Source organism: Streptomyces pimonensis (assembly GCF_041380215.1).
In the GTDB taxonomy this organism is placed as follows: domain Bacteria; phylum Actinomycetota; class Actinomycetes; order Streptomycetales; family Streptomycetaceae; genus Streptomyces; species Streptomyces pimonensis.
In genome coordinates, this window is record NZ_JAHWZY010000035.1 from 26,892 (window position 1) to 52,972 (window position 26,081).

Genomic DNA, 26,081 nt, shown 5'->3' on the forward strand with positions numbered 1-26,081 from the left:
CCGCGGTCGGACATTGCCTCGACGTCGATGAGCGACGGCCCTCGGGGCCGACCAGATGAACTTAACGTACATGAACGTGGAGTGCATGTAGTCCGCCTTCAGGGCGTGTCGCTCCACCGGGCATCGATCCGCAGCCGAAGTCGTCCCAGCGGAAAACGGCGCCTGCTCATGTACCTGACGTCAATCTGGTCGGATCCTGCAGCCGTGGTCACGGTTCCCAGGACATGGGCACAGCGGCTCCCGGAACTGCCTGCCCTGCTCTCAGCAACCGGGTGCACGATGCTCAGAACCGGCTGCCAGATCGCCAGAACCGTATGCAGGGGGGCGTCTTTGCAGGTCAGGGCGCTCTTTTGCCGTGCGCCCTCTCTTACAGCAACACAGGCTGTTGTCTGGGGCGGCTCCCGCCCACACACCGTGCTCCTGCAAGCGGTCGCGCGAGGTACTGCTCAGCGGCTTCCCACGAAGCGTTCACAACGGCACCCCCTTCCAACCTGTCGACGAAAAACCCGGCCGCCTCTCCCGTCCTCAGCCGACGAAAGCACGCCACGATGCGGCCGCAGTCGACGAGCCACCCGTCACGTATGCCTCCATCAGCCCCTGCCGACCTCAGCCACGCATTCGTTGACACCCCCGACAAGCCGCAGTCGCCCGAGCACCTGCAGGCCCCGTCGGTACACCGGAGGCCCCAAGGGCCGACGGCGTACCGACCCGTAGGCGCGCAGAGCCGCGCAGAGCCGGCTTTCGTCCTGCCCATGCAGATGCCGCGCTGCCATCCGCAGCACCGGGTGCTGCAACCCGAGGAGCAGCGCCAGGAGCACGAGCAGCACCGCCACGACGGCGGCCGTCAGCATCGAGCTGCCGGAGCGGTGTCGTGCCCGAGTGACAACCGGGCACGGAATGCGCACGGGTGCGCAGGAACGTTCCCCTCGGGTTATGACGATGGGCTGTCGACCGGCTCGGACTTCACCTCGGTGACGGCCGTCCACTGTCCGCGCCCGTCCAAGGAGGCGATCGACCTCGTGCAGCGCCTCGCGCCTGTGGCCGCAGTACGCCGGTGCGGTGCCGAGGTGGGCGGTACAGCTCGCCGTGGCCCTGGACACAGGTTCCCTCCCGGTCTGTTCCGGAGGCGGACACGACGAGGAACCGCGTGTGAGTGAGTGGCGGCTGCCGGAGACATTTCGCAGTACGTCGGGCGATGTCCGCTGGAGGAGTCCCGGAGATCCCGGCCGGGATCCGGGCGTGCTTCTTCACGGCTCCCCCACTGCCCCCGACGACCGGCCTGCCCCGCTCACGGCGGCCCGTGTTCACGGCACACGGCCTTCCGGCCGCGGGCTCTTGACACGCCTCCGGCTCCGGACCTGCTTCGCCGGCGTCCCGCCGGCTGTCCGTCCCGCCGACTGTCCGTTCCGCCGCGGCACTCGGCCCGCGCCGAGGAAATCCCGTGACTGCGGCCTGTTCACCGCGTCAGTGGTCGCTCCCGCTGTCTCCAGCCTGCCGACCATGCGAGCACGCGTCGGACCGCCGACGCGATGGTCATACCGGGTTCCTCCCGGATCGGCACATGAACGACCGCCGTCCCGGGCACGACACGGCGGCAGCCCATGGTCTCGTCGCGTGAGGGGCACACCAACGGATCCCAGACGGGCAGAGCCCTGACCGCACAACCCGTGCCCAGAGGGTTCCGGGACGGCTTCATCTGCGTCCCCAAGGGCATCGTTTCCAGCCTTGAGGCTGCACTGCAGTGAGTGGTCGCCGAACCAGTGCACCGGTAGGCGTACGCGCCTCCCACGCAGGTCACCCGGGCGGGTCGACCCGTGTTCGGAACTGCTGCCAGCAGTGGTGGACATGCTGTTCGGCCTCTCGCACGGCGCAGGAGGCGGCGTCCGAGAACACGGCCGCAGACGATGCGGCCTCGTCGGTGCGCGGTGCGGTGTGAGCGCGCACCGGGCGTGCTTCGCGGGCGGTACGCCTTCGACCGCTCTGGTGGAGGACGGCTGCCCGGGCGACCAGGATCGTGGCGATGATTGCTGCAGCGGTCAGCGCGGCAGCCGCATGCTGATCGGACATGACTGTGAGGGGTCCTTCGTAGGAGTGCTGGTCGGAAGGCGGGAGGGCCGGCCGGATGTCCGTGTTCTACCGGCCCTCCCGCCGCCTCGTGCCCGTCAGCCGGGCAGGGGCGGGTCAGACAGTGGCGCCGACGCGGTCGACGGCCGCTCCGCCCCCGGCGGAGGGTGCGCCTTGGAGCGTGGCGGCGAGGAGGACCTCGCGCCGGGAGCGGTCCTCCTCGGTGGTGTACGGGATGTCCTCATCGTGGCCGGCCGCCTTTCACGTCTGTTTGGACAGCGCTCCTGCGGCCGTGCCGCTGACGGCATCGGCGGACCGGACCGACCGGCTTGTAGGCGGTCGACCGGACCGACCGGCTCGTGGACGATCCTCGGGGCCTTTCCCCGGCTCACGCTTTCCGGCGGCGGCAAGCGAGCCCCACCACGACCGTCACGCCCGCCGCCACCAGCAGCGCCTTGCGGTTGTCACGTGCCACCTGCGCTCCTCGGGCGGTCTTCTGCCGCACCGGTTCGGGTGCCTTGTCCTGCCACATCCGACCGGCCCGGGCCGCCTTGACCCGGGCCTGCTCGGCAGCCTGGACGGCCTTGTCCTTGACCGGGTCGGGCAGCCTGTCCTGTGCCTGACGGGCCAGATCGGCAGCCTTCTCCTTCAGCTCCCCGCCCCTGAGCGCGGCTTGCCCCTTCAGCTCGCCGGCCTTCGCTGCGGCCTGCTCCCTGGCCTCGGTGGCCTTCTCCCGGGCGCGTGCCTTGACGTCGGTCCTGGCGCCGAGCGCTTCCACTGTCTTCCCGAGCTCGGTGCGGGTCCGCTCGACCTGCTCGCGCAGTTCCTGAGGACTGGAAGCGGTGGGCTCGTCGTGGGGCGGCTGGGTCATCGGTGCGCACTCTCCTTGATCTCGGCCACGTCGGCCTTCACGTTCTCGACCGTCTGCTCGGGCATGGGCGGCGAGGCCCGGTCGACCTGCTTCTTCCCACTCATGGCCAGTACCGCGGCGATCACACCCAGCACCGCTGTGACGATCATTCCGGCCGCCCACACCGGCAGCACCACCGCCAGCGCGGCGATCACGCTGACGACCAGTGACTGCGCCATGAGGAACCCGACGACGCCGGCGCCGCCGAACAGACCGCCACCCTTGCCGTAGAGCTTGCCCTTCTGCTTCATCTCCGCCTGAGCCAGGCGTAGTTCGCCGCGCACCAGCTCGGTCAGCTGTTGCGCGGCCCGCTGTACCAGCTCGCTCACCGGCTCCTGGCCGGAGCGGTCGGTGTTCGGGACGGATCCGTCATGGTGTGGCTGCGTGCTCGACACGGAGGTCACCTCCCCTCTCTAAGCTCCTGCAGGCCGGGCTCAGTCATGCACCCGGCCCTGTCCGATGACGGCGCAAGTACCCCGTTCAGGCGAGTTCAGGGCGGTCGGTGCGGCCGGTATTGCAGAGACTGTGCCGACGGCCGGCCACGGGGGTGCCACGGTGGCGGTGCGCCCGAAGGGAAGGAGGAGCCGGGGCGGTCGTCGGCTCCGTCGCGGGGAAACCGCTCCATCGCGGCGGCAGCGCCGCACCACAGCTCGCGAGCCCCGGTCGGCAGCCGGCGCATCCAGGGGATCCTGGGCGAGTGTCACTCGGCCGCCGTCAGGGCGGGGCGGGTGGTTTGAGGGAGGGCGCGGAAGCGGACACCGAGCCGCGGAGGGCAAGGACTCAAAGGTGAAGGCGCTGGGCCAGGGAAGCGTGGCCGTCCTCTTGATCACTTGAGCCCTCGGTGGGTGCGCTGTGGGGCGCGTGGGGGTCGATGCCGAACCTGCCGTGCATCAGCTGCGGGATCACCGCGTACGCGGCGATCGCCACCCCCAGTACCACCGGCCGCACCGGCACACCGGGCCGGGCGGGGGCGGGGGCGGGGCCGATGTGGTGGTGCGCCGGGCGTGGGCGCGGCCGGTGGTGGTGTACCACTGGAGGGCCAGGACGACGGCGAGGGCGAGTTCGATCAGGTCACCGCCGTAGTACATCAGCTGCGCGCCGGTGTGCAGATCGCTGGCGGTGAAGGCGGTGCCGGGCGGTGGCGCGGCGTACAGGCTCTTGGCGAGGACGGCGTGGGCGGCGCCGGCGGCCAGCAGCGTCGAAGCCCGGACGGCCAGGCCCCAGCGGCGGCGCACGGGGTCGAGCTGGCAGACGGCGAAGGTGAACAGCACTCCGGCGATCAGCACGTGCGCGTGCACCGCGGCATGCGGCAGGGGCCGGTCATGGGTGGCCGCGAACAGGCCGCTGCGATAGAGCAGCCACAGCCCGCCGAGGTCCAGCAGTGCCGCCACCGGCGGGAACACCAGCCGGCGCACGGGCCGGGCATGGGCCACAACCAGCAGGCCCCGCCGCACGGGGCCGGGCGGCAGGGCCCGCAGGACCAGAGTGAGAGGGCGGGCGAGGACCAGCAGCAGCGGCGCCGTCATACCGACGATCACGTGTTGGATCATGTGCGCGGTGAACGGTCCGCCCGGCACGGCGCCGACCGCCGCCCAGGCCAGCGCGGCGCAGCCCGCGGCGAAGGACACATCACGCAGCCAGGGCCAGGCATCGCCCCGGCGCCGCAGCCGGGCAGCGGCCAGCAGGTAGGCGGCGGCCGCCAGCAGCGCGGCTGCCGCGACGACCGGCTCGGCCAAGCCCCCGCCACCCCCGCCGCCCGGCCCGGGGTGGGCATGCGCCGTAGTCACGGTGCGGGCTCCTCCCGGGTGCGGCGGGCCGCGCGCACGGCCAGAGTGGCACCGGTCAGGAGCAGGGCCAGGCCGGCGAGGTTCCAGGCCCAGTCGTAGGGGGTGACGTCCACGCCGTAGCGCACCTGGTGCAGGCGCAGCAGCTTGTGGTCCACGATGCCGTCGAAGAGCTGGAAGACGCCCAGACCCAGGAAGAACCCGGCCCACGCGTGGGCCGGGGCCAGGGCGCCACGGCGGCGCAGGTCGGCGTAGAGGAAGAAGCCCCCGACCAGGGCCAGCAGCTCGCCGGTGTGCAGCAGTCCGTCCGAGAGCAGGCCCACACTGGTGGTGGAGCGGTCGTAGAAGTGGTGCCAGCCCAGGATCTGGTGGAAGACGATCTCGTCGACCGCTGCCATCACGGCAACGCCGATCAGCGCGCACACCACCAGCGACCTGCGTGACTGCGGACATTCCCGGCCTTCGGGAGGGGGCGGGCTCGACTGGCTCATGATCGGGTGTACGCCTTCCTGTCTCGGGCGGTGAACACTGCCGCCCGGTACGCCTACCCCGGGCGGGCCCCGCGGGCCCTCCGCCAACGGCGTCCGGGTGAGTGGAGCGGCGAGGCGGACACCACCACCGTCGTCGGGAGCGGGTGCACGACCCCCCGAACGGGTACACGGCAGGACATGATCAAACGCGCACTGTGGCAGGGACTGATCGCCGGAACCGCCGGAGGCGTCGTGATGACCCTCGGCGAGAAAATCGAACAGGCCATCACCAAACGGCCCGACTCCCACGTCCCCGCGCGGGTCCTCCAGCGCCTGACCGGCATGCCCGAACACCCCGGGAAGCAGCCTCTGCCGGTGAACCGGGCCATGCACTTCGGCCAGGCCGCCCTCCTTGGCGTACTGCGTTCGGTCATGGCCCAGGCCGGACTGCGCGGGCCGGTGGCCTCCGCGAAGTTCACAGTCGTACGCCTCACCAACGATCAGATCCTCGAGAACGCCACCGGCGTCGGTGCCCCACCAGCCACCTGGCCCCGCAAGGAACTCGTCGTCGACGTGCTGCACAAAGCCGTCTACGCCTTCACCACCGGCGCCATCGCCGACGCCCTCGCTGCACGCAGCATCGGCCCAGGCCCCGGACAACGCCACGCCGCCCGGCGCCCCGGTCGTCACGCCGACGTCGGACCCCTGCCCCGCGACCAGGCATACCCCCGGTGTTGATCAGAAACTCGTGGAGTCCTCGTCCGTCCATGTCCTGTGGCGTGGCCCTCTCGGTCCGCGTAACCCGCGGGACCCGGCTCACCGGCGTCGTCTCGCCGACCTCCAGGTCCTGCGCGACCTCGGGGACCGGCTTCCCGGTCTCCGTCACGACCCGTACCGCCCCCTCACGGAACCCCGCCGTGAACTTGCGGCGCTTCTCCGCCATGACGACCGACAGCCCCTGCCGTCACGGACTCCGCGCTACGAGGGGGACCTCACGTACTCCGAGGCCCAGCCGAACTGGGCACTCATCACCATGACGACCAGGAACCCCACCCGCAGGAGCCCCTGCACCAGTCAGCGGACGAGAAAACCCCGGCCGTCCAGGGACGTCGTACGAGTGCGGGGCGGCCGGACACGCCCGGCCGCCCCGTGCGGTGTCCGCCGTCAGGTGGTGGTGCCCGGGTCGCCCCCGCGGCGCAGCGTACGGGCGCACCATCCGATGATCATGGCGTTGACCAGTGCTCCGAGGACGACGGAGAGCAGGAACGTCATGCTGCCTTCGGGCAGGAGCAGCAGCAGTACGGGACTGGACGGGATGGTGGCGAGCATCGGGATGACGACTGCCATGGACCCTTCGGAGGCGGTCACCAGCGCCCATCCGAGCAGCAGGGCGCAGGCCGCCAGGTAGATGCGGGCGGCGGCGGTGCCGAGGGCGCGGCGCACACCGCGCGGGACGGACAGACCTGGGCCGGTCATGGTGGTGGACTCCTGGATCGTGGTGCCCGGTGGGCTGTCAGGCGAAAGGGTGGGGCGGGTTGGGGTGGGCGAGGCCGAGGTCGTAGGCGAGGATCGTCGCCTGGACCCGGTCGCGTAGTTCGAGCTTGCGGAGCAGTGCGTTGACATGGGACTTCACCGTGCCGACGGTGATGCCGAGGTGTTCGGCGATCTCCGTGTTGGTGAGTCCCGCGGCGATCAGGCCGAGGACGCCGCGTTCACGGCCGGTCAGGCTGTCCAGCTCGCGGGGGGTGCTGCCGCCCGGAATCCCGGCGCCCGGTCCGGACGCGTAATGGCCGATCAGCCGGCGGGTGGCGGACGGGGCCAGGACGCTCTCGCCCGCGGCCACCACCCGGATGCCGTTCAGCAGTTCGCCGGGGTGCACGTCCTTGAGGAGGAATCCGGAGGCGCCGGAGCGCAGCGCGTCGAACACGTATGCGTCGAGGTCGAAGGTGGTCAGTACCAGGACACGGGGCGCGTCGGGGCGTCCGGTGATGATCCGGGTGGCGGCGATGCCGTCGAGTTCCGGCATGCGGACGTCCATGAGGACCACGTCGGGTGCAAGTTCCCCGGCCAGACGCACCGCCTCGGCGCCGTCGGCGGCCTCGCCGACGACCGTCATGTCCTCCTCGGCGTCGACCACGGCGGCGAACCCCGCCCGTACGATGCCCTGGTCGTCGGCGACCAGCACCCTGAGGCTCATCGTTGTCCTTTCTCGTCGTCCTGCTGCACAGGCGGCGCCGCGGTCAGCGGCAGCAGGACGCGGACCGGACCCGCCGGGCCGGCGGTGACCCTCCCGCCCGCCACCACCGCCTGCGCCGACAGCCGCCGACACAGGGCGGAGCGCGCGGCGTCCGGAACGCCGATCGCCGTGAGCGTCAACGCGGACCCGTCCGCGTCGAGTTCCACCGCCATCGGTTCCTCGCCGCCGGCCGCGAGTACCGTTTCGCAGGCATGGTAGGCAGCCAGGTCAACGGTGGCGGGCAGCCGTCTCGGTATGCGGTCGGTCAGGCGTATCTCGACGTCACGGCCGGTGGCCCGGAGCTGACGGCCGAGAAGGTCGAGGGCCTGCAGGGTGGGTTGCGGCCGCAGCGCGGGCGTGGCCTCGGAGTCCCGGACCGTGTCGAGCAGGGCGCGCATCGCGGCGAGGGCCTCGCGGGCACGCTCGACGACCTCGTCGAGCCGGCCCGCCTCGGCCTGCGCGACCATGTCGGCGGTCCGTGTCAGCACGGTGGTCTCCAGCCCGGCGGCGATCCGGCGGCGCTCGGCCCACGCGTCCCGCACCGCCTCCTCGGTCCAGACCGCGAACTCTCCGGCCTGCGCACTGCGCGCGTCCCGGTCACGACGCCCGCGCAGGGTCCCGCCCCGCCACGCCGCGCCGACCAGCAGGGCCGCCGACCCCGTCGACCCCGCGACGAGCGCCCAGAGGGGGAAGGAACTGCCCCGGTGCACCAGTGCGGCGGTCGTGGCCGTCGCGTGCACCAGCACGGCCACGACCGGACCGGCTCCTACGGACGACAGGAGCGGGCGGCCTTCGGTGACCGACGGGCCGGTGACGGCCGTGCGGGCCGCGGCTGAGGAGATCACCGCGCAGGTGGCGGCCGTGCTCAGCAGGGACGGCAGGAGCACCCACCCGGTGTACTCGCCCACGGCCGTCGCCACCGGCCAGAGCAGGGCCAGACCCAGTACGACACCCCGGGCGGCGCGTGCCGCCCGGTGCCGCCACAGCAGCGCGAGCGCCTGCCCCGCGACCAGCAGCGCGAAGAGCACACCTGCCGACGCCCCCGGACCGCTCGACACGGATTCCGCCCGGACGACCAGTGAGGGCAGCAGCGGCTGCACGACGAGGCCGACGGCGGCCGTCACCTGCGCCAGGCGGTACCGCCGGGGGACCGGCTGCCGCACCGAGGCGGCGGCGACCCGGCCGGGCAGGACCGCTCTCACCTCCCAGCCGCCCTCCGCGGTCGGGCCGCTGGTCAGGGTGCCGCCGGCCTCCCGGGCCCGTGACCGCAGAAAGCCCTGGCCGCGTCCCGAGCCGAGGCCGACGCCGTACGCCGGCGAACCGGCCGGTGGTGCGGCGCTGGTGATGACGACCTCGGTGCGGGCGTCGCCGTACCGGCAGGCCACGGTGGTGTGCGCACCGGACGCGTGCCGCGCCACGTTGGTCAGCGCCTCGCGCACGATGCCGTACGCCGCGTCCCCGAGGGCACCGTCCGGCAGCGCGTCGATCTCGCACTCTACGTGCTGGTCCAGGCGGGAGACCCCGGCGACCAGACCCAGCAACCGCTCCCTGGGCGAGGGCTGCTGGTCCGGCGAGGGGGCCGGCGCCCGCACGGCGCCGAGGGCCCGGGTGACCTCGCGGCCCGTCTCGACGGCGAACCGGAGGGCCTCGTCGGCCAGTTCGGGGCGACGGTCGCGCAGCCCGAGTGCCGCACCCGCCGTGACGACCACGGCTGTCAGATGGTGGGCGCTGACGTCGTGCAACTCCCTTTCCATGCGCCGGCGTTCGGCTGCCGGGAGCCGGTGTCGCTCGAGTTCGGCCCGTTTCAGACGCTGTTCGGCGGCCCGCCGCGCGAACCGGCTGCGCCGTGCCCGCATTCCGGCAGCGGACGCGGCGGCGTACAGCACGGCCGTCAGGACGAGGTCGAGCCCGTCGCGGTCGCTGAGCCCGTGCAGGCTGATGCCGTACAGGGACTGCCAGGAGACGAGCGTCATCACGCACAACAGGGCGGTGAAGGTGTCGCGTTCGTCGGCCACGGTGAACAGGGCCAGGGCCGCACCCGCCGTCCCCAGCACCGCCATGGCGCCGACGGGCAGGGGGCCGGCGCCCAGCGCACAGGCGGCCGCGACCAGGACGAGGATGGTCACCGGTTTCGAACGGCGCAGCGAGAGCGCGGCCGTCACCAGCCCCGCGACGAGGGCCGCCACGAAAAGGGCGGACCCCGCCGGAACGTTCCCGCGGATCACATCCGGCCCCGGCCACACCACGGCCTGGACGCCGAGCAACACGAGGGGCAGGAGCCGGTCGTCGGTTCTCTTCATAAGGGATCAAGATTAGGACCGCAGGTGAGGGGCCGTCCTCGGACTCAAGGGGGACCTCGTTCTCTTACCTGGGGTGCAGGCGCTGCACCCGCGGTTCGACGCGGCGATCGTCCTGCAGCGTGAGGATCCGGCCGGGCACCCGGCCATAGTCTCGATCACGTCGGGAAAGCGGCCGGTCGACCACCGGTGCTGCCACGCTCTTCCGTACCTCGACACTCCACTCACCAGCAGGGGATCCATCATGTCCAAGCGCGCCCTCGTCCCGTCCGTCATCGGCCTCGTCGCCCTCGGCGCCGTTGCCGCCGGCGGCTACGCCATGGCCTCCACCACCACGCAGCCGACCGTGAAGAACGGCTCCGCCAGTTACACCGCTCCGTCCCAGCAGGGCGAGGGCGAGCTCACGTACACCGCGGACGTGAGCGACGACTCCGGTGTCCGCGAACTCAGGGTCATCGCGTGGCCGGCGAGCTCCGAACTCGATCCGACGGAGGCGGAGCTGCGGTACGTGGACAAGGCCACGTGCCACAGCACCTCGGACGGGACCTCCCGCTGCACCTACACGCTGAAGGTGACGCCGCAGGACGCGGCCGACCTCGCGGAAGGCGCCTGGCACGTTTCGGTGCTGGCGACGGCGAAGGACGGCGGCACGAAGTTCGTGTCCCGCGCGGCCACGATCGACATCACCCGCTGACCCGTCACCCGGCACCGGCCCGACGGGACGGCCTCGGCCGGATGGCGCCGGGGGCGGGCCCAGCACGTCGTCCTCGTGCAGCAGGCCCGTCACCAGCCGGGCGGCCGGGGAGCGAGCGGTTGGGAGAACGGATCACGCGTCGATCGCTCCTCGCTCCTCCAGCGCCTTGCGAAGTGCCCTCACGGCGTAGAAGGCGCGGCTCTTGACGGTGCCCGGCGGGATACCGAGATGTTCGGCCGCCTGGGCCACGCTGCACTCCAGGTAGTACATCAGCCTGATGACGGTCCGCTGCTGTTCCGGCAGGTCCTGCAGCGCCTCCAGCACCACGTGGAGGGTGAGCAGGTTCTCCGGGGCCTCCCGGGCGGCGTCGAGTTCCTCGACCGGCATCAGTTCGAGCGGCCGGATCTGCCGGGAGCGGTGGTGGTCGATGACGAGGTTCCTGACCACGGTGAAGAGCCACGGCCGGACGATTTCGTCGCGGCTGCCCAGGTAGTGGGCGTGCTTCCAGGCCCGGGCGGCCGTCTCCTGGAGGGTGTCCTCCGCCTTGTGCCAGTCCCCGTCCAGCAGCCGTGCCGCGTACCGCAGGAGGAGGGGGCCGTACCGGTCGTAGATCGTCCGGATGAAGGCGTCGTGCTCGACGTCCGGCGAGGGGCGCGGGGTGTGCGCCCGGCCTGGGGCGGGGGCGGCGGTCCCCGCCTCCAAAGTCCCGTTCATGGGTGGTGACCAATCGTCTTTCGGTGATTCTGTGGCGTGGCCGCCGCCCGAGGGCGGCAGCCTGGGGCGACACTCTCCGAAAGGCCTTGACCAAACCTTGTCGCCGCCTTGCCGCCGTGACCGCCGCGAGCCGCCTGCGGGGCGAGCCGCCCGCGGGGCCCGTGCCGTGCCCCACCGGTCGGCCGTCGGCGTCGGGAGCACGGTGCGGACACCGCGTCGTCGCGTACGCGCTCCCGGACACGACACCGGTGGTGAACCGGCCGACAGGTGGTCACGTTTCCGCAGAGGAGAGGGCCGAGGCCGGCCGTACGGCGTCGAGGAACACGCGCCGCCACCCCCTCCACGGCAGGCGGGAGTGTCCCCGGACCCGGACCGGCCGGCGAACCGACTCCACCGCAGCAGCTCCTCGCGGCGCGCGGGCGCGCGGGCGCGCGGGCCTACGGACGGACACGGCGACGGACATCGCCGCCACCGCGACGGCACACGAACTCGGCACAGCGGTCGCCGCCCTGACCGACCCGGACCGGGAACACGTCACGCCCCCGGCGGTGATCGACCCGGACCTCACGCTGCTGATCCCGCACAGGCCGCGGGGCGGCTCCCGTGTCGAGCTCCTCCGGAAGTTCCACGGAGGCCGGCAGGGCCGGGACCAGGTCCCGCGGCCAGGACGGTTCGGGGCGTCTCCACGCCCTGGCCGCGCCTGACGGCGCTGTCCCGGCAGCGTGTGGAATGCGGATCGACGCATCCGGGATTTCCCGCACGGTGAACCGGAGACCTCCGCTCCTCGTTGCCCTGTTGAGACGCGTACGCGTCAGACCGGCCGGAGCGGCGACGGTCGCAGCCCTCTCCGCTTCACGCCCTGCGCCCCGGCAAGCGACCGAATCGCCTGCCGTGTCCTTCGTGCGTCATCCGCTGCCCCCCGGGTGAACGACGGCGGCGTACACCGGCCGGGAACCCGCCGCTCCCGCGGCACCACACCTCACAGAAGGAAAATCTCCTCATGAAGCGTTCCACCCAGCGCCTCTCCCTCGCAGCCGCCGCGGCGGCGACGATGACGCTCCTGCTGCCGGCCTCCCCGGCGGCCGCGATCAACCAGATCGACTGCGGCGACAGGACGGATTTCGTGAAGGTCTGGTACAACGGCGGCGCCAGCACCAAGTGCTTCGCCAACGCGGGCACCGTCACCCCCGGCCTCCCCGACGTCGAACGGATCACGTCCGGCAACAACAGCATCCACGTGTGGCTGGGCAACGAGATCAGGGCCATGGACAAGTGGTCCTCCATCCGCGACGTCGAGAACCTCAACGTCCCGCTGTACGTCCTGCAGATCCACTGATTCGCCGCGTCCGGACCGATCACCGTGCACCGGGGCCGTCCCGGTGCACGGTGCACGGGAATGCGCACCTGAACCGCCCCGGCTCGCCGGTCTTCCCCACCAGCCGGCCGAAGCACCCCGCACCCGGGCTGCTCTCACGCGCACCAACCGCGGCGAGCCCTGGCTCGTCCCCGGCCTCGTCCCCGGCCTCCCCACCCCGCAGACCGGCCTCGGCTCGAAACTCCTGCCCACGGCATCGACACCCGACCGGCCCGGAACGCGAGTGAAGGGACAACGGGCACCTCGACAGTTGCATCGGGCGGCGGAACTACCCGAGCACGCCCGTCGACCATGCCGCCGCACCGGGAGACTCCAAGATCCCCGGCAGAGTCAAGCAGTAGAGCCTGTGAGCAAACCCCGTCCGCGAGCAGCGGCGTCCGGTGCGCCCGCCCTTCGGGCGGACGGCGGTTTGTCACAGGCTCTGAGCTGAACCGCTGACGGGGTGGTTCCGGAATACGCCGGAGACCTGCCTTCTGCCAGCGGCAGAACACCGGCCCGACCGGGCCCGACGATCACTACAGTCCAGGCTCATGACGACGGTTGCAACGCGCACGATCGAATACGCGGCCGACGGCCTGACGATGATCGGGCACCTCGCGCTCCCGGCCGGCGTCGACCGCCGGCCCGCGGTCCTGGTCGGGCCCGAGGGGGTGGGACTCAGCGACGTCGAGCGCCACCGGGCCGATGCGCTCGCCGAGCTGGGATACGTGGCCCTGGCCTTCGACCTCCACGGCGGGCGCTATTTGGGCGACCCCGAGGAGATGCTGGCCCGTTGCATGCCGCTGCTCGCCGACCCCGACCGGATGCGGGGCATCGGCCACGCGGCGCTCGACGTGCTCCGCGCCGAGCCGCGGACCGACCCCGGCCGGATCGCCGCCGTCGGCTACGGCACCGGGGGCGCAATCGCGCTGGAACTCGGGCGCGACGGCGTCGACCTGCGCGCGATCGCGACAGTCAACGGACTGACCACGGGCCGACCAGGCGAGACGGCGCGCATTCACTGCCCGGTGTGGGCCGGGGTCGGATCGGAGGACCCGATCATGCCGCCCGCGCAACGGGACGCATTCACCGCCGAGATGCAGGCTGCGGGCGTCGACTGGCGCCTCGTGGTCTACGGCGGCGCCTTGCACGCCTTCCATCACCCACCGGGACCGGTCGACCACACAGTGCTTCCCGGGGTCGGTTACCACCCTCAGCACGCGCAGCGAGCTTGGCGGGACGTCGTCGACCTGTTCGCCGAGTGCCTGCCCGTAACGGAGTGATCTGGTCGGCGACCACGATCCCGGACCGCAGACCAAGCCGGCCGGCCTGGGCTTTTCGGCGACCCGCGAGCGTGCGTGCCGGACGCCGTTGCGCAGATGGACTCGAAGGGCCCCGGCCGTAGTCGGTGAAGGCGACGAACGAGCCCCGGAGTTGTACGCCGCCAGCGATCACAGCCGGTCACCAGCGGGCTGGGTTCCTCGGGGAACCGGCGACAGTCGAATACGCGAGCCCACCAGTATCGACCCCCGACCCCACGTACGTGCGCGCCTACGACCGGAACCTGTTCACCGAGTGGCACTCGCGCTGCGGAGGCCGCGGGGTGCTCATCCACTGGCACATGGGGAAGAAGCCCTGGCCGTCCACTCCCAACCGATCAACTGCACCGCCTCCGAAGTCGCCGCGATGGTCGAGGGCGCCATGCGGCACGGCACCACCATGGACGTGGAGGCGAACCACACGGACTCGCATGGCCGGTCGGAAATCGGGTTCGGCATGAACTCATCGTCCAGGGCGCCGACGAGGGCCTGAACAACCGGGCGCAGAACAGCCACCAGCCCGCCCGGCAGCGTGAACGCGCGATGAAAGGCCCCCGCGGCGCGAGCGGGGCACAGCGGTTCCTGTCCGGGTCCGGCGGCGTCCCACCGCACTTCCGTCGTAGTACGCGACTTCCGGTTCGCGCTCCGTCCGGACGTTGCCGATGGGGGTCTCCGTGGTTGCGCTGTCGGACCATCCGGTTGGTTTCCGCTGCGCCCTCCGAGATGCACGACGAGTGGATCGCCTTACCTCGCCACCACCTCCCCGAAGGCGGTATGGGTGATATCTACCGTAAACTCTCTCTTGGTTCCTCCGTGCTACCCAACGCACCGAAATGCAGTGGCCAGTTGATCCCCAACGCCATGACGAGGGATACTGCCTGGCGGGTGCGTGTTCCCGGCCGAGTGGCACTCGCTTCAATATCCCCCCGCGCGGGCCATCAGGGGCCATTTACCCAAAGATTACCGGGCAGTTGACCTCAGGGTTTCGTGGTAGCGTCCTCGCTCGGAGGGACAGTGCAACCTGAAAGGGAAATCGTGAACACGGAGAAGATCGCCGCTCGCCGCCTCTCGCTGGAAGAGGTGACGAAGCTCGGCGTGAATGACAGGATCTTCGTTTCCGCCGACATGGCAGAACTCAAACTTTCCGACTGTTACGTCCCTGCTTTTCTGACCAAGTCCGGTGAGAATTTCGAGGGCGGCTCGATCACGGCGAGGACCGTATTCGAGGAAGAGGTCTCCTGCCTTCCCGACGACGAGAACGAAGCCGGAATCTACTTGGCCGACGAGAACGGCCCGGTGACCATCGAGGTCCTCCAGTCCGCCGGTGTCGTGCTGGACCTGGCGCTTTTCGTCCCCGGTGGAGACAAGGGGGCCCTCACGGCCCTTTACGCTGCGGCCCGGCAGGCGTTCGGCGCCGACGTCGTGCAGATCTGGCGCCAGGGCCTCAAGGAGGTTCCCGACGTGAAGGTCGACATCTTCGAGGAGCAGATTCCCCGGGGGCGCAAGGGGAGCGACAGCCCCAAGCGTGACCGTCGCGCGATCGACACCTACCCCACCCGTGCGGACTTCATCGAGTTCTCCGCGGGGTGGAAGCCGGTCGTTGAGATTCACAGGCCGGTTGTCGACGACACCCCGACCATCTGAGGCGGCGTCACCTCTCGTCTTCGCCTGAGAGGACGTCGGGAACGCACGCGCCGGACCCGGTCGGTTCCCGAGCGGCCCGGAAAGCCGCCGGAAAACAACTCACGAACGTCGAGGCGCCGTTCCACTCGATGACCTCGCGAGACAGCCCGCCCGGCCAAGACCAGAACCTGAAGTCATTCTGCGACAGCCCTCAGGGCTTCGGCGTAGTCGAGTGACGTCCGCTTCGCGCTGCGGGCGAGGTCGATGAGCGTGAGGGTCGGCGGGCGTCACGCGTATTGCGGCGACGGCCGGAGGCGATGCTCTCCGCGCCGTCCGGTCGCAGGGCACCGACCGCGAAGTTGCGCCAGGCCGCCATGGCGCGGGGGCGCTGTCGGTCCGCCACCGCGTGCGCGGTCAGGCCGAGGACGACGGCCAACGCGTGCCGCGCTCCTCGCAGCCGGATCATCCGCTGTCAGCCCGAACGCCCGGATCAGGCGGGAACCCGTACACCACTTCCCGGGACGCAACCTGCGCTGGTGCACGAAGACGGGCCGGATGCCCCACCTGGCCCCGCCGCCCCGGGCGTCGACCAGGACCGGACACCCTGCACCGGCACCACCGACTCGCCGCTCCCCGACGGGTCCTCAACGGCGACAGCCTGCCCCCACGGGCCCGGACCGCCGCCGCACCCGTTCTCCTCTGTACGCAACCCGTCACCCGCATCGTCCGCCTCACCGCCAACGACGTCATCGATGACGGGACCATCGGCACCGTCCGGCTGGGAGACCCGCCCTCCCCCGCTTCCGGAGCCCGTCGTCGGCCTCCTGCGGGCATGCCTCCAGTCCTGCCGGCACCTGCCCTACGCCAGCAGCAGGAGCTCACAGTGGCTCTCCCCGGACGCCGGCCCGGCTGGCCGACGAACCCTGGTCGGCCTTCAGGCCCGCTTGCGCGGGACCGGCGTCCCGCCGCAGCGCGGCAGGACCTTCGCAATCCGACGGCTCGTCCTCCAAGCCCCGGCCTCCGTCATAGCGAAGGCCCTTGGCCACCACGACAGGACAGCCACCCGCCCGGTCGCCGAAGCCGGAGGAACCCGGAGCCGATACGCCCCCGGCGACCACACGGTGACACCGGATTCGGCTTCACCGAGGGACACGTCCAGCCGGTCCCACCGCCGTTCATTCCAGGGCCGGACCTGACTTCCGGAACGTCCTCCAGTGCTGACGTCGCTTCTCGTCCCTCACGACGACGCCGAAACGGGCCAGTTCCCCACGGAACCCTTGAAGGTCGTCGTCGGAGGAACTCCTCTTCTCCAACGGCTCCTGGCGGGCTTCGAGGATGGCGTTCGCACCCTCCGGGAGGCCGGGAGCGTCGGGGACCCAGCGGCGGAACCCGTCCTTGTGCGGATCGGCGTCCGCCCACACGCGACCGTGCTCGGTAAAGGCGTCGGCAACGCGGCCGACGTCCAGGTCGCACTCCTGCCGAGTGAGCTCACCACCGTCGTGGCCGAGCAGGACGAGCTGCCTGCCGTCCCGGAACACCCCGCGGCAATGGCGTCGCACGAGAACTCCTGCGTACGTCCCTTGCATGTGAGTACAACGCGGTCTTCCGACAGACGGTCCACCATCACCACCCTGCTGCACAACGCGGCCGCAGCAGGCCGGATCGACCCCGCCCTGGACCCCGACGACACCACAGCCTGGATCATGGCACTCATCGCCGCTCTCCACACCAGCGCCGCCACCGACCCGTCCTTCACCCGGCAGCCCAGTTCCCGACGCTGCGCCTGATCCTCCATCGCTTCCTACGGCCCGGCGCACCCCAGGAGCCGGAGCGGAGAACGGGCACTCCATAGGGCCCAGTGCGGCGGCAGGCACACAGGGTGATCCCCCGGCTGCGTCGGCGGCGAATACGCGACACCTCAGCACGCGCTCCTACCGGTCCCGGAGCCGGAAGCGCCGCCCACCCACCCGCCCGATCCCGGACGACGCCCCTCGCCCGCGCCCCTCTCCTCGGCACGCCCCCCTCCTCCCACCGGCCGGCCCCCTTCGGGGCCGGCCGTGGTGCGTACGCGAAGGGCGGCCGGGGCGCGTGATTCCGCAAGGGTCCGTGCGCGGGGCGGCAAATCGTGGATCGGGTTCGTTCCTAGAGTCGTCGGCAGCGGATCGCTCCCGTGGCCGTCGGACATCCACGTTCGTCTCCCGTGCGTTCCGTCCGCAAACCCGGCGCCGCACGTCCCTCACCCGGAGAGGATCGATCATGGGCCAGGCCCCAGCAGCGGATCGGACGGCGGGCGCCGTCGACGCCCCGGGCGACCCGCGTGCCGTCATGCGTCCCTTCGCGACCGGGGTGTACGCCGTCGGCCCGCACCGAGGGGAACGGGTCGGCCACCGGTGCGGCGCGGCGACCGTCGGCCCCCTCACCTCCGTGCCGCCCGATCCCCCGCGGGCATGACCTCCGCGGGAACGTCCCCCATCGGGCCCTGCCTCCGTGAGGGCGGCCCCCCGCCGGGACGACCGGCGCGGCGACAGCCCTGTGGGAACGGCGCGTCCGCACCACCCCCGGCGAGGCCCGGCGGCGGCCGTCCGCGGCAGGGGCGGGCCGCCGCCGCGTCCCGCATCCGTCCGGCGCCGGGTCTCCGGCCTCCCCGCCCCGAGCCCTCCGCATACCGATAGGTGACTGACACATGTCCTCTGGAATCTCGATCGGCGTCGTCGGCGGCGGCGCGGCGACCGTCTGTCTGATCGACGCCCTGGCCCGCAGCGAGGGCGACCCGGGCGGCATCACCGTGTTCGAGCCCTCGCCCCACCTGTGGCGCGGCCGGGCCTACCAGGTGGACACCGAGACGCTGCGCGTGAACGCGCCCCCCGACGACATGTCCGTACGCGCCGGCGACCCCGGCCACTTCGAGCGCTGGCTGGAGACCCGCGACCGCGTCGCCGGTGTCCGCCGGGACGTCGACCGGATGTCGGGGTCCCGGTTCGCGCCCCGCCCGGTCTACGGCGCCTACCTGGAGGAGTCCGCGTACGCGGCCCTCGCCGAACTGCGGCGCAAGGGCTGGCGCGTGGACATCATCGGCGAGGCCGTCACCTCCGCCGCCCGGCTGCCCGACCAGGTGGTGCTGCGCACCGGCCCGGGCTCCTCCCGCGCCTTCGACTACGCCGTGCTGTCCGTCGGCGGGGACAGCCCCAAGGACGTCTACGGCCTCGGCGGCACCCCTGGCTTCGTCGGCGACCCCTACCCGGTCTCCGGCTCGCTCGGGGACATCGGCGAGGACGAACACGTCGCCGTCATCGGCAGCGGTCTGACGGCCGTCGACATCGTGCTCTCGCTGGCCTCCCGGGGCCACCAGGGCCCGATCAGCCTGCTGTCACGGCGCGGCGTGCTGCCGGGCGTGCGGCAGCGGCCCATCCACGTGGAGCTGCGCCACCTGACGCCGCACCGGTTGCGCGGCACGGCCAGGGGCCGGCGCGAGCTGGCCATCGAGGACGTCGCCGCGGTGATGCGGGCGGAGTTCCGCGACGCCGGGGCCGACCTGGACGCCGTCATCCACGAGATCATCCGCGTCGACCTGGAGGACCCGGTCGACCGGTTGCGACGGCAGATCGACGAGGTCGACTCGCCCCGGACGGGCCTGCGCATCCTGCAGCGCGCCGTGCCGGAGACCGGGCCCGACGTGTGGCCGGTGCTGCGCGAGGCGGAGAAGATCCAGGTCCTGCGCGCCCACTACCGCACCATCATGAGCCTGTGCTGTCCGATGCCGCCGGGCAGCGCCGCCGTCCTGCTCGAACTGGTCGAGGCGGGACAGCTGGAGATGTTCTCCGGCCTGCTCGACGTCACCCCCTCCGAGGGCAGCGGCTTCGACGTGCTCGCGGCCGACGGCACCGCCTTCCGCGCCGACCGGGTGATCAGCGCCGTCAACGCCGCCGAGGGGCGCATCCCCGCAGGCGCGATGTCCCTGGTCACCTCACTGATACGGGCCCGCGCGGCCAGCCGCCACCCGCACGGCGGGCTCCAGCTGGCCCGCGCCACCAGTCGACTCACCAGCAACGGCCGTCCCGACCCGCGTCTGTACGGGCTCGGCAACATCGCCGCCGGAGCCCTGTTCTTCACCTTCGGCATCCCCTCCCTCGTCGACCGCAGTCAGGACATCGTCACCGCGATCCTCGAGCACTCCGCCACCGTGCAGGCCGCCCGCGGCGAGGCCGAACCGGTCGCCGCCTGACGGCCGCCGGACCGGTCACCCCCTACCGGAAGGACCCACCCGCACATGAGCACGACCGCCACCGAGCCCCGCCCCGCCCACCTGGCCGACACCGCCACCGGGCTGCCGATCCCCGGCGAGCCGTACTTCGCCACGTACCAGGAGGCCCGCCGCCACCGCAAGCAGCGGCTCGCGGCCGCGCTGAGACTGTTCGGCAAGCACGGGTTCGGCGAAGGCATATCCGGCCACATCTCCGTGCGCGACCCCGAGCACCGGGACCGCTTCTGGGTCAACCCCTTCGGCATCTCGTTCAACCGGGTGCGCGTCGCCGACCTGATCTGCGTCGACCCCGCCGGACACGTCGTCAGCGGCCGCCACCCGGTCAACCCCAGTGCCTTCGTGATCCACTCGCAGATCCACGCACTGCACCCGGACGCCACCGCCGCCGCCCACGGCCACACCCCGCACTCCCGGGCCCTGGGCGCGCTCGGCAGGCTCCTGGAACCCGTCGACCAGGAGTCCGCCGCGTTCTACGGCCGCCAGGCGCTCTACGGCGACTACCGGGGCCCCTCCGTCTCGGTGGCCCAGGGCCGTGCCATCGCCGAGAGTCTCGGCGACAACCTGGCCGTCCTGCTGCGCCACCACGGGCTGATCACGGTGGGCGGCTCCCTGGACGAGGCCGTGCACTGGTTCCTCACCTACGACAGCTGCGCCCAGGTGCAGCTGCTCGCCCGGGCCGCGGGCACCCCGCAGACCCTCACCCACGAACAGGCCCTGGCCGCCCGCGAGGGCTTCGGGGACCAGCAGCTGGGCCGGTTCAGCTTCCAGCTGCTGTGGGACGAGATCGTCGCCGAGCAGCCCGACCTGCTCGAGGAGTAGCCGACGCGGCGGGAACACCAGGCCCCCGCGGCGGTGTCCGCCCCTGCCCTCCCGCGCCGGCTCCGGCGCTCCGCACCCCACCGAAGGAAGTGCATTGTCTGCTTTGCGATGGCTCACCGCCGGCGAGTCACACGGGCCGGCCCTGACCGCCGTGCTCGAGGGACTGCCGGCCGGTGTGCGGACCTCCACCCACGAGGTCGCCGACGCCCTCGCCCGTCGCCGCCTGGGACACGGGCGCGGCGCGCGCATGAAGTTCGAACGCGACGAGGTGGACTTCGTCGGCGGAGTACGGCACGGCCGTACCCTCGGCAGCCCGCTCGCCGTCCGCGTCGGCAACAGCGAGTGGCCGAAGTGGGAGACCGTGATGGCCGCCGACCCGGTCCCCGCCGAGGACCTGGCCGGCCAGGCGCGCAACGCCCCCCTCACCCGCCCCCGCCCCGGCCACGCCGACCTGGCCGGCATGCAGAAGTACGGGTTCGACGACGCCCGGCCGGTCCTGGAGCGGGCCAGCGCCCGCGAGACCGCCGCCCGGGTCGCGCTGGGCAGCATCGCCGAGGCCTTCCTGCGGCAGGCGTACGGGATCGGACTGGTCAGTCATGTCGTGGCACTCGGCACCCAGCGCTCCGCGTCGCCCGCGCTGCCCGGTCCCGAGGACACCGAGCGGCTCGACGCCGACCCCGTGCGCTGCTTCGACGCCACGGCGTCGGCGGCCATGGTCGCCGAGATCGACCGGGCGCACCGCGCCGGGGACACCCTCGGCGGCGTCGTCGAGGTCCTGGTGCGGGGGCTGCCGCCGGGCCTCGGCTCGCACGTGCACTGGGACCGCCGGCTGGACGCGCGCCTGGCGGGCGCCCTCATGGGCATCCAGGCCATCAAGGGCGTCGAGTTCGGGGCGGGCTTCGCACTCGCCGCCGTCCCGGGCTCCGAGGCGCACGACGAGATCGTCCCCGCCGCCGGCGGCGGCGTACGCCGCGCCAGTGGCCGCTCCGGCGGTGTCGAGGGCGGCATCTCGACGGGCGAACCCCTGCGGGTGCGCGCCGCGATGAAGCCGATCGCCACCGTGCCGCGGGCCCTGGCCACCGTCGACACGGCCACCGGCGAGGCCGCCGTGGCGCACCACCAGCGTTCCGACGTGTGCGCGGTACCGGCGGCCGCCGTGGTCGCCCAGGCCGTGACCGCCCTGGTGATCGCCGACGCCGCCCTGGAGAAGTTCGGCGGCGACAGCGTGCCGGAGACCGCCCGCAACCACCACGCCTATCTCACCCACCTGGCCGTCGAATGAGGCAGAACGTGACCCTTCCGATCCAGTCGTCCGCCGCGCCCACCACCCTGCTCGCGGCCGGCCCCGCGCCGTACCCCGTCGTCGTCGGCAGCGGCCTGCACGAGCAGGCCGGACGCATGCTCGGCGAGGACGTGCGGCGCGTGGCGCTCGTCCACCCCCCGAAGCTGGCCGCAGCCTGCCACCGGATCGCCGGCGACCTCGAGCGCCACGGCCGCCACGTGCTGCCGCTGGTGGTGCCGCCCGGCGAGGGGGCCAAGGACGCCGGCGTCCTCGTCTACCTGTGGTCGCAGCTCGCCGAGTCCGGCTTCACCGGCTCCGACGCCGTGGTCGCCCTCGGCGGCGGTGCCACCGCCGACCTCGCCGGCGTCCTCGCCGCCACCTGGCAGGGCGGCATCGGCCTGGTCCTGGCCCCCACCACACCGGCGGCCATGGTCGACGCCGCGGTCGGCGGCCGCGGCGCCCTCAACATCCCGCAGGGCAAGAACATGGTCGGCGTCCGCCACCGGCCGGCCGGTGTGGTGTGCGACCTGGACCTGCTGGCCCGGTTGCCGCGCGCCGACTACACCGACGGCCTCGCCGAGGTCGTCAAGGCGGGGCTGATCGGCGACCCCACCCTTCTCGACCTGATCGAGGACGACCCGCGGGCGGCCGCCGACCCGGCGGACGAGCGGTCCCGGGAGCTGATCGAAGGCGCGATGCGCGCGAAGGCCGCCGTGGTGGCGGGAGCTCCGCCGGCCGAGGGCCCGTGGGAGTTCCTCGACTACGGCCACACGCTCGCCCACGCCGTCGAACACGCGGAGAACTACCGCGTCGGACACGGCAGCGCCGTGTCCGTCGGCATGGTGTTCGCCGCCGAACTCGCCCGCGAGGCAGGGCGGCTGGACGCCGAGCACGTGGCGCGGCACCGAAGCCTGCTGGAGTCGCTCGGCCTGCCGACGTCCTACCCGCGCTACGCCTGGGAGCGGCTGCGCGCCGCGTTCGCCGCCGACGGCACGGTCCACGGGACCCGGCTCAGGTTCGTCGTCCTGGACGCGCCCGGCCGCCCCGGCCTGCTGGAGGACCCCGCAGCCGGGCTGCTGGACGCCGCCTACGGTCGGGTCGGGACGTGAACGGGCCCGCGGCCGTCCAGCGGGACACCGGCGCCGGTCCGGACGGCCTCCCCCGCGCCGGTCACGGGGCGGCCGCGGGCACCGACCCCGAAGCCGAGGTGCTCGCCGGCCTCTCCCGCGGGGTCCTGCACCCCCTCGCCCGCCGCGACCAGCGGCGCAGCGGTGAGCTGTACCTGTGCGGACTGCTCGCGGCGAGCGGGCGCAAGACCATCCGCAACATCGCCTCGCACACCGGGGTGCCGGCCGACGCCCAGCGGCTGCACCACTTCATCAGCGACTCGACCTGGCACTGGGCCCCGGTGCGTGCCGCGCTCGCCCGGCACATGGGCGTTCTCGCACCGCCCCGCGCCTGGGTCGTGCGCACCGCGACCATGCCCCGCACCGGACACGGCGGAGTGGGGGCCGACCACGTCGCCGACCCGCACACGGGACGCTCCCGCACCGCGCAGCGGGCCGTCGGGCTGTGGGCCGCCTCCGAGTGCGGCGGCTACCCGGTCGACTGGCGCCTGCGGCTCAGCCCCCGCTGGCTGGGCGACGCCCGCCTGCGCGAGCAGGCCGGCATCCCCGCCGGCACGGTCGCCCTGGACCCCCTCGAGGCGGGTCTCGAGATGGTCCTCGACTCCGCCCGCACCGCGGGGGCGCCCCACCGCCCGGTCCTCCTGGACGCCCGGCAGGCCTCGGCCGGCCGGGTCGCCGCCCTGCTCGGCGCCGAGAACCTCCCCTACGTCCTGCGCATCAGCGCCTCACAGCTGCTGACCTCCCTCACCGCCGACGGCCGCGCCACCGGCCGGGTGATCACCGCTCGGCAGCTGGCGGGCGGCCTGGCGCCGCGCCGCTTCAGTCGCGTACAGGCCCCCGCCCCCTGGACGGGCCACCACGAGGTCGCCCGGGTGCCGTGCCGGGCGGCCGACACCCCGCCCGGGCCGCAGCGCCGACAGCTGCTGCTGGCCCAGAAGGACCTGCTCAGCCCGCTGCACACCGCCTTCTGGCTCACGGACCTGACCGCCTGGCCCACCGGTGCCCTGGTCCGGCTGGCCGCCACATCGGCGCAGGTCGCCCTGGACGCGGCCGGGACCGGCCGCCGTACCGGCCTGTACGACTTCGAGGGCCGCACCTTCGCCGGCTGGCACCGCCACATCACGCTCGCCTCGGCCGCCCACGCCGCCGCCCTGCTGCTCCTCGTCCGGGACCACGGCGGCCCCCGCCGACCGACGTCCCCCACCGACCGGCGGCCGCGCCCCAAGGAGGCACCATGACCGCAGCGCTGCTCACCGCGTCCGCCGCCCGGGACACGGCGGCCGACGGCCCGCTCGACGGACTGCTGCACGCCCACGGCACGGACGGCACGGCGGTGGCGTACCCCGGGTACGACGCCCATCTGCGCGCGCTGGCCCGGCGGGGACGCCCGGTCGTCGAGGCGCTCGCCGAGCTGGTCGCCCACGGTGCGCGCCGGGCCGCCGACCGGCTGCGACCCCACTACGAGGCCTCCGGCCGCGCCGACGGCCACGTCTGCGCCGCCGTCCCCACCGCCCTGGCCCACTCCTCCGGCGCCACCGAGGCGGGTGCGCGCGCCCTGCGCGAAGCCGTCGGCCGGCCCAACCTGATGATCCGCGTCCCGGCCACCGACCCGGGGCTGGAGGCGATCACCGCGTGCCTGTCCGAGGGCATCGGGGTGCACGCCGTGTCCGTCGCCTCCCTGGAACGGTACGCCCGCCTCGTCGACGCCGTGCTGACCGGGCTGGAGCGCGCCGCGGCCGGCGGCCTCGCCCCGGCCGCCGTCCCCTCGGCCGTCTCCCTCACGACCGCGGATCTGGACGGGGCGGCCGTCCGCCGCCCGGATGAGCCGGGAGCGGCCCCGGCCCGGCCGGCGGGTCTGGCGGCCGCCACCGTCCATCTGGCGTGCCGGATGCGCGAGGAGGTCCACGGCTCGCGGCGCTGGCGCGCGCTCGCCGGACAGGGCGCCCGCCCGCACCGGCTGTTGTCCGACACACCGTCCGGGGCGCACGGCCGCGACGACGCGAGCGCCTGGCGGATTCTCGACGCGCTGCCCTCGTACGGCCTCTGCTACCGCGAGCTGACCGCCGCCGTGGAGGCGGCCGACCTGGCCCGCTCAGCCCGCCGGCAACGCCGGACGGCACACCTCGTCGGGACCGCCCTGCTCGGAGCGGCGGAAGGACCCCACCACCGGCCCTCCCCTGGTCCGCTCGGGTGAAGGAGGGGGCCGCACCGCCCCCGGACGGCGGAGCCCGCACCGAAGCCGGCGACTCCGTCCCCCGGCGGCAGCCGACATGATGAAGGCATGTCGTCCGTGCCGCAGCGATCAGCTTCCGCCCGGGCAGCGCGGACCTGCGGCTGTACCGGGGTGCCGGTAGGAATGCTGTCACCAGCCGCAAACGGCGGTGATCAGTTCTCGGACCTGGTGGGTTGGGACAGTTCCGGCGTGCTCGTCGCCTCGGCGAGTGCGAGGCGACCGCCCTTCAGCTCGGGCACGTAGTTGTAGATCGTGTTCCTGGAGACCCCGAGGAGCTTCGCAATCGAGGTGACGGTGTTCTCCGGGCGGGCGAGCAGGTCGCGGGCGTGACGTACCTGCTCCTCCGTCATCGCCGGCGGGCGGCCGAGCCGGGCGCCGCGGGCGCGGGCGGCGTCCAGGCCCTCGTTGGTGCCCTGCACGATGAGTTCGCGGATGAACTCCGCCAGCGCCGCGAAACGTGGAAGACCAGGCGCCCGCCGGGCGTCGTCGTGTCGAGCGCCTCGTGCAGCGAGGTGAACCCGATGCCGCGCTTGCGCAGGCCGGACACGATCGCGATGAGGTCCTGGATGGAGCGGCCGAGCCGGTCCAGCGACGGGACGACGAGGGTGTCGCCCTCGCGCAGGTAGTCGAGGGCCTTCCACAGTTCCTCGCGTTCGGCGTTCTTGCCGGACTTCTTGTCGGCGAAGATCCGGATGCACCCTGCTGCGGTGAGCGCGTGGATCTGCCGGTCGAGCAACTGTCCCTTGGTGGACACGCGTGCGTATCCCACGAGGCTGCCGGTCAGTACGGCCGGAACGGGTGCGAGGAGATCGGCGGTGTCGTCGTCCTGGGGCGACCATGCCGCGGTCCAGGGCATCGATGGGGTCGCTGCCCAGCCATGGCAGGCGGGACGGG

At 72.8% G+C, this 26,081-nt stretch carries 25 protein-coding genes and 2 pseudogenes; 14 read left to right on the plus strand and 13 right to left on the minus strand.

Annotated features, from left to right (window positions below):
* Positions 1 to 1,794 precede the first annotated feature (1,794 nt).
* The 5 genes from KYY02_RS27015 to KYY02_RS27035 form a co-directional block, all read right to left on the minus strand.
* On the minus strand, positions 1,795 to 2,067 hold the full coding sequence (locus KYY02_RS27015) for a hypothetical protein (RefSeq protein ID WP_371242338.1): 273 nt from the start codon (positions 2,065 to 2,067) through the stop codon (positions 1,795 to 1,797).
* A 385-nt stretch (positions 2,068 to 2,452) separates the two neighbouring features.
* Positions 2,453 to 2,935 (minus strand): DUF3618 domain-containing protein, encoded by a 483-nt coding sequence (locus tag KYY02_RS27020; protein ID WP_371242340.1) that lies wholly within the window; start codon positions 2,933 to 2,935, stop codon positions 2,453 to 2,455.
* On the minus strand, positions 2,932 to 3,303 hold the full coding sequence (locus tag KYY02_RS27025) for a phage holin family protein (RefSeq protein WP_371242342.1): 372 nt from the start codon (positions 3,301 to 3,303) through the stop codon (positions 2,932 to 2,934). Before KYY02_RS27025 ends, KYY02_RS27020 begins: the two co-directional genes overlap by 4 nt.
* A gap of 573 nt (positions 3,304 to 3,876) precedes the next feature.
* Complete coding sequence (locus KYY02_RS27030; RefSeq protein WP_371242344.1) at positions 3,877 to 4,761, minus strand: cytochrome c oxidase assembly protein; 885 nt, start codon at positions 4,759 to 4,761, stop codon at positions 3,877 to 3,879.
* Positions 4,758 to 5,249 (minus strand): DUF2243 domain-containing protein, encoded by a 492-nt coding sequence (locus KYY02_RS27035; protein ID WP_371242346.1) that lies wholly within the window; start codon positions 5,247 to 5,249, stop codon positions 4,758 to 4,760. The genes KYY02_RS27030 and KYY02_RS27035 overlap by 4 nt, the downstream gene beginning before the upstream one ends.
* A 177-nt stretch (positions 5,250 to 5,426) precedes the next feature.
* Between KYY02_RS27035 and KYY02_RS27040 the strand changes: the two genes are divergently transcribed.
* A complete protein-coding gene (locus KYY02_RS27040; RefSeq protein ID WP_371242348.1) occupies positions 5,427 to 5,966 on the plus strand; it encodes a hypothetical protein in 540 nt (179 codons plus the stop codon).
* Positions 5,967 to 6,069: 103 nt separating this feature from the next.
* Here KYY02_RS27040 and KYY02_RS27045 read toward each other — a convergent pair.
* The 4 genes and pseudogenes from KYY02_RS27045 to KYY02_RS27060 all read right to left on the minus strand — a co-directional run.
* Positions 6,070 to 6,171, minus strand: a pseudogene (locus KYY02_RS27045) (transposase); the annotation flags it as partial.
* A gap of 221 nt (positions 6,172 to 6,392) precedes the next feature.
* Positions 6,393 to 6,704 carry an SCO4225 family membrane protein gene (locus KYY02_RS27050; RefSeq protein WP_371242350.1) on the minus strand — a complete coding sequence of 104 codons (312 nt, stop codon included), beginning with the start codon at positions 6,702 to 6,704 and terminating at the stop codon, positions 6,393 to 6,395.
* 37 nt (positions 6,705 to 6,741) lie between these two features.
* Positions 6,742 to 7,425, minus strand: a complete 684-nt coding sequence (locus tag KYY02_RS27055) for a response regulator (RefSeq protein WP_371242352.1) — start codon at positions 7,423 to 7,425, stop codon at positions 6,742 to 6,744.
* Positions 7,422 to 9,764: a sensor histidine kinase gene (locus tag KYY02_RS27060; protein WP_371242354.1), complete on the minus strand. Its 2,343-nt coding sequence runs from the start codon at positions 9,762 to 9,764 to the stop codon at positions 7,422 to 7,424. Before KYY02_RS27060 ends, KYY02_RS27055 begins: the two co-directional genes overlap by 4 nt.
* Positions 9,765 to 10,005: 241 nt before the next feature.
* Here KYY02_RS27060 and KYY02_RS27065 point away from each other — a divergent pair, with 241 nt between their 5' ends.
* Positions 10,006 to 10,455: a DUF5707 domain-containing protein gene (locus KYY02_RS27065; RefSeq protein WP_371242356.1), complete on the plus strand. Its 450-nt coding sequence runs from the start codon at positions 10,006 to 10,008 to the stop codon at positions 10,453 to 10,455.
* A gap of 132 nt (positions 10,456 to 10,587) precedes the next feature.
* On the opposite strand, the gene KYY02_RS27070 is transcribed toward KYY02_RS27065, so the two are convergent.
* Entirely contained in the window at positions 10,588 to 11,169 is a 582-nt protein-coding gene (locus KYY02_RS27070) for a sigma-70 family RNA polymerase sigma factor (RefSeq protein ID WP_371242358.1), read from the minus strand.
* Between the two features lie 1,000 nt (positions 11,170 to 12,169).
* Between KYY02_RS27070 and KYY02_RS27075 the strand changes: the two genes are divergently transcribed.
* The 5 genes and pseudogenes from KYY02_RS27075 (at position 12,170) to KYY02_RS27095 (ending at position 15,486) form a co-directional block, all read left to right on the plus strand.
* Positions 12,170 to 12,505: a beta/gamma crystallin domain-containing protein gene (locus KYY02_RS27075; protein ID WP_371242360.1), complete on the plus strand. Its 336-nt coding sequence runs from the start codon at positions 12,170 to 12,172 to the stop codon at positions 12,503 to 12,505.
* Between the two features lie 569 nt (positions 12,506 to 13,074).
* On the plus strand, positions 13,075 to 13,806 hold the full coding sequence (locus KYY02_RS27080; protein WP_371242362.1) for a dienelactone hydrolase family protein: 732 nt from the start codon (positions 13,075 to 13,077) through the stop codon (positions 13,804 to 13,806).
* A gap of 292 nt (positions 13,807 to 14,098) precedes the next feature.
* Positions 14,099 to 14,335 carry a Tn3 family transposase gene (locus KYY02_RS27085; RefSeq protein WP_371242363.1) on the plus strand — a complete coding sequence of 79 codons (237 nt, stop codon included), beginning with the start codon at positions 14,099 to 14,101 and terminating at the stop codon, positions 14,333 to 14,335.
* Positions 14,326 to 14,460, plus strand: a pseudogene (locus tag KYY02_RS27090) (IS6 family transposase); the annotation flags it as partial. The gene KYY02_RS27085 and the pseudogene KYY02_RS27090, both read left to right, overlap by 10 nt.
* Positions 14,461 to 14,877: 417 nt before the next feature.
* Positions 14,878 to 15,486: a hypothetical protein gene (locus KYY02_RS27095; protein WP_371242365.1), complete on the plus strand. Its 609-nt coding sequence runs from the start codon at positions 14,878 to 14,880 to the stop codon at positions 15,484 to 15,486.
* 1,154 nt (positions 15,487 to 16,640) lie between these two features.
* On the opposite strand, the gene KYY02_RS27100 is transcribed toward KYY02_RS27095, so the two are convergent.
* On the minus strand, positions 16,641 to 17,024 hold the full coding sequence (locus tag KYY02_RS27100) for a CysS/YqeB C-terminal domain-containing protein (protein ID WP_371242367.1): 384 nt from the start codon (positions 17,022 to 17,024) through the stop codon (positions 16,641 to 16,643).
* Positions 17,025 to 17,051: 27 nt separating this feature from the next.
* On the opposite strand from KYY02_RS27100, the gene KYY02_RS27105 reads away from it, so the two are divergent.
* The 7 genes from KYY02_RS27105 (at position 17,052) to KYY02_RS27135 (ending at position 25,148) form a co-directional block, all read left to right on the plus strand.
* Positions 17,052 to 17,252 carry a hypothetical protein gene (locus tag KYY02_RS27105; protein WP_371242369.1) on the plus strand — a complete coding sequence of 67 codons (201 nt, stop codon included), beginning with the start codon at positions 17,052 to 17,054 and terminating at the stop codon, positions 17,250 to 17,252.
* An 896-nt stretch (positions 17,253 to 18,148) separates the two neighbouring features.
* On the plus strand, positions 18,149 to 19,687 hold the full coding sequence (locus tag KYY02_RS27110; protein WP_371242371.1) for an FAD/NAD(P)-binding protein: 1,539 nt from the start codon (positions 18,149 to 18,151) through the stop codon (positions 19,685 to 19,687).
* A 45-nt stretch (positions 19,688 to 19,732) separates the two neighbouring features.
* The gene (locus KYY02_RS27115) at positions 19,733 to 20,545 is read left to right on the plus strand and encodes a class II aldolase/adducin family protein (RefSeq protein WP_371242373.1); all 813 of its coding nucleotides are present in this window, start codon (positions 19,733 to 19,735) and stop codon (positions 20,543 to 20,545) included.
* A gap of 94 nt (positions 20,546 to 20,639) precedes the next feature.
* Entirely contained in the window at positions 20,640 to 21,827 is a 1,188-nt protein-coding gene (gene aroC, locus KYY02_RS27120) for a chorismate synthase (RefSeq protein ID WP_371242375.1), read from the plus strand.
* Positions 21,828 to 21,835: 8 nt separating this feature from the next.
* Positions 21,836 to 22,936, plus strand: a complete 1,101-nt coding sequence (locus KYY02_RS27125; protein ID WP_371242377.1) for a 3-dehydroquinate synthase family protein — start codon at positions 21,836 to 21,838, stop codon at positions 22,934 to 22,936.
* Positions 22,933 to 24,192: an IS701 family transposase gene (locus tag KYY02_RS27130; RefSeq protein ID WP_371242379.1), complete on the plus strand. Its 1,260-nt coding sequence runs from the start codon at positions 22,933 to 22,935 to the stop codon at positions 24,190 to 24,192. The genes KYY02_RS27125 and KYY02_RS27130 overlap by 4 nt, the downstream gene beginning before the upstream one ends.
* Positions 24,189 to 25,148: a transaldolase family protein gene (locus KYY02_RS27135; protein ID WP_371242381.1), complete on the plus strand. Its 960-nt coding sequence runs from the start codon at positions 24,189 to 24,191 to the stop codon at positions 25,146 to 25,148. The genes KYY02_RS27130 and KYY02_RS27135 overlap by 4 nt, the downstream gene beginning before the upstream one ends.
* 191 nt (positions 25,149 to 25,339) lie before the next feature.
* Here KYY02_RS27135 and KYY02_RS34025 read toward each other — a convergent pair whose 3' ends face one another.
* Positions 25,340 to 25,537, minus strand: a complete 198-nt coding sequence (locus KYY02_RS34025; RefSeq protein WP_442538170.1) for a helix-turn-helix domain-containing protein — start codon at positions 25,535 to 25,537, stop codon at positions 25,340 to 25,342.
* On the minus strand, positions 25,534 to 26,043 hold the full coding sequence (locus KYY02_RS34030; RefSeq protein WP_442538168.1) for a recombinase family protein: 510 nt from the start codon (positions 26,041 to 26,043) through the stop codon (positions 25,534 to 25,536). Before KYY02_RS34030 ends, KYY02_RS34025 begins: the two co-directional genes overlap by 4 nt.
* Between the last annotated feature and the right edge of the window lie 38 nt (positions 26,044 to 26,081).

Bases quoted from the DNA above. Each gene is read 5' to 3' on its own strand.
- KYY02_RS27015 (WP_371242338.1), bottom strand. From the start codon at position 2,067: ATGTCCGATCAGCATGCGGCTGCCGCGCTGACCGCTGCAGCAATCATC.
- KYY02_RS27020 (WP_371242340.1), bottom strand. From the start codon at position 2,935: ATGACCCAGCCGCCCCACGACGAGCCCACCGCTTCCAGTCCTCAGGAA.
- KYY02_RS27035 (WP_371242346.1), bottom strand. From the start codon at position 5,249: ATGAGCCAGTCGAGCCCGCCCCCTCCCGAAGGCCGGGAATGTCCGCAG.
- KYY02_RS27040 (WP_371242348.1), top strand. From the start codon at position 5,427: ATGATCAAACGCGCACTGTGGCAGGGACTGATCGCCGGAACCGCCGGA.
- KYY02_RS27050 (WP_371242350.1), bottom strand. From the start codon at position 6,704: ATGACCGGCCCAGGTCTGTCCGTCCCGCGCGGTGTGCGCCGCGCCCTC.
- KYY02_RS27055 (WP_371242352.1), bottom strand. From the start codon at position 7,425: ATGAGCCTCAGGGTGCTGGTCGCCGACGACCAGGGCATCGTACGGGCG.
- KYY02_RS27060 (WP_371242354.1), bottom strand. From the start codon at position 9,764: ATGAAGAGAACCGACGACCGGCTCCTGCCCCTCGTGTTGCTCGGCGTC.
- KYY02_RS27065 (WP_371242356.1), top strand. From the start codon at position 10,006: ATGTCCAAGCGCGCCCTCGTCCCGTCCGTCATCGGCCTCGTCGCCCTC.
- KYY02_RS27070 (WP_371242358.1), bottom strand. From the start codon at position 11,169: ATGAACGGGACTTTGGAGGCGGGGACCGCCGCCCCCGCCCCAGGCCGG.
- KYY02_RS27075 (WP_371242360.1), top strand. From the start codon at position 12,170: ATGAAGCGTTCCACCCAGCGCCTCTCCCTCGCAGCCGCCGCGGCGGCG.
- KYY02_RS27080 (WP_371242362.1), top strand. From the start codon at position 13,075: ATGACGACGGTTGCAACGCGCACGATCGAATACGCGGCCGACGGCCTG.
- KYY02_RS27110 (WP_371242371.1), top strand. From the start codon at position 18,149: ATGTCCTCTGGAATCTCGATCGGCGTCGTCGGCGGCGGCGCGGCGACC.
- KYY02_RS27115 (WP_371242373.1), top strand. From the start codon at position 19,733: ATGAGCACGACCGCCACCGAGCCCCGCCCCGCCCACCTGGCCGACACC.
- KYY02_RS27135 (WP_371242381.1), top strand. From the start codon at position 24,189: ATGACCGCAGCGCTGCTCACCGCGTCCGCCGCCCGGGACACGGCGGCC.
- KYY02_RS34025 (WP_442538170.1), bottom strand. From the start codon at position 25,537: ATGACGGAGGAGCAGGTACGTCACGCCCGCGACCTGCTCGCCCGCCCG.
- KYY02_RS34030 (WP_442538168.1), bottom strand. From the start codon at position 26,043: ATGCCCTGGACCGCGGCATGGTCGCCCCAGGACGACGACACCGCCGAT.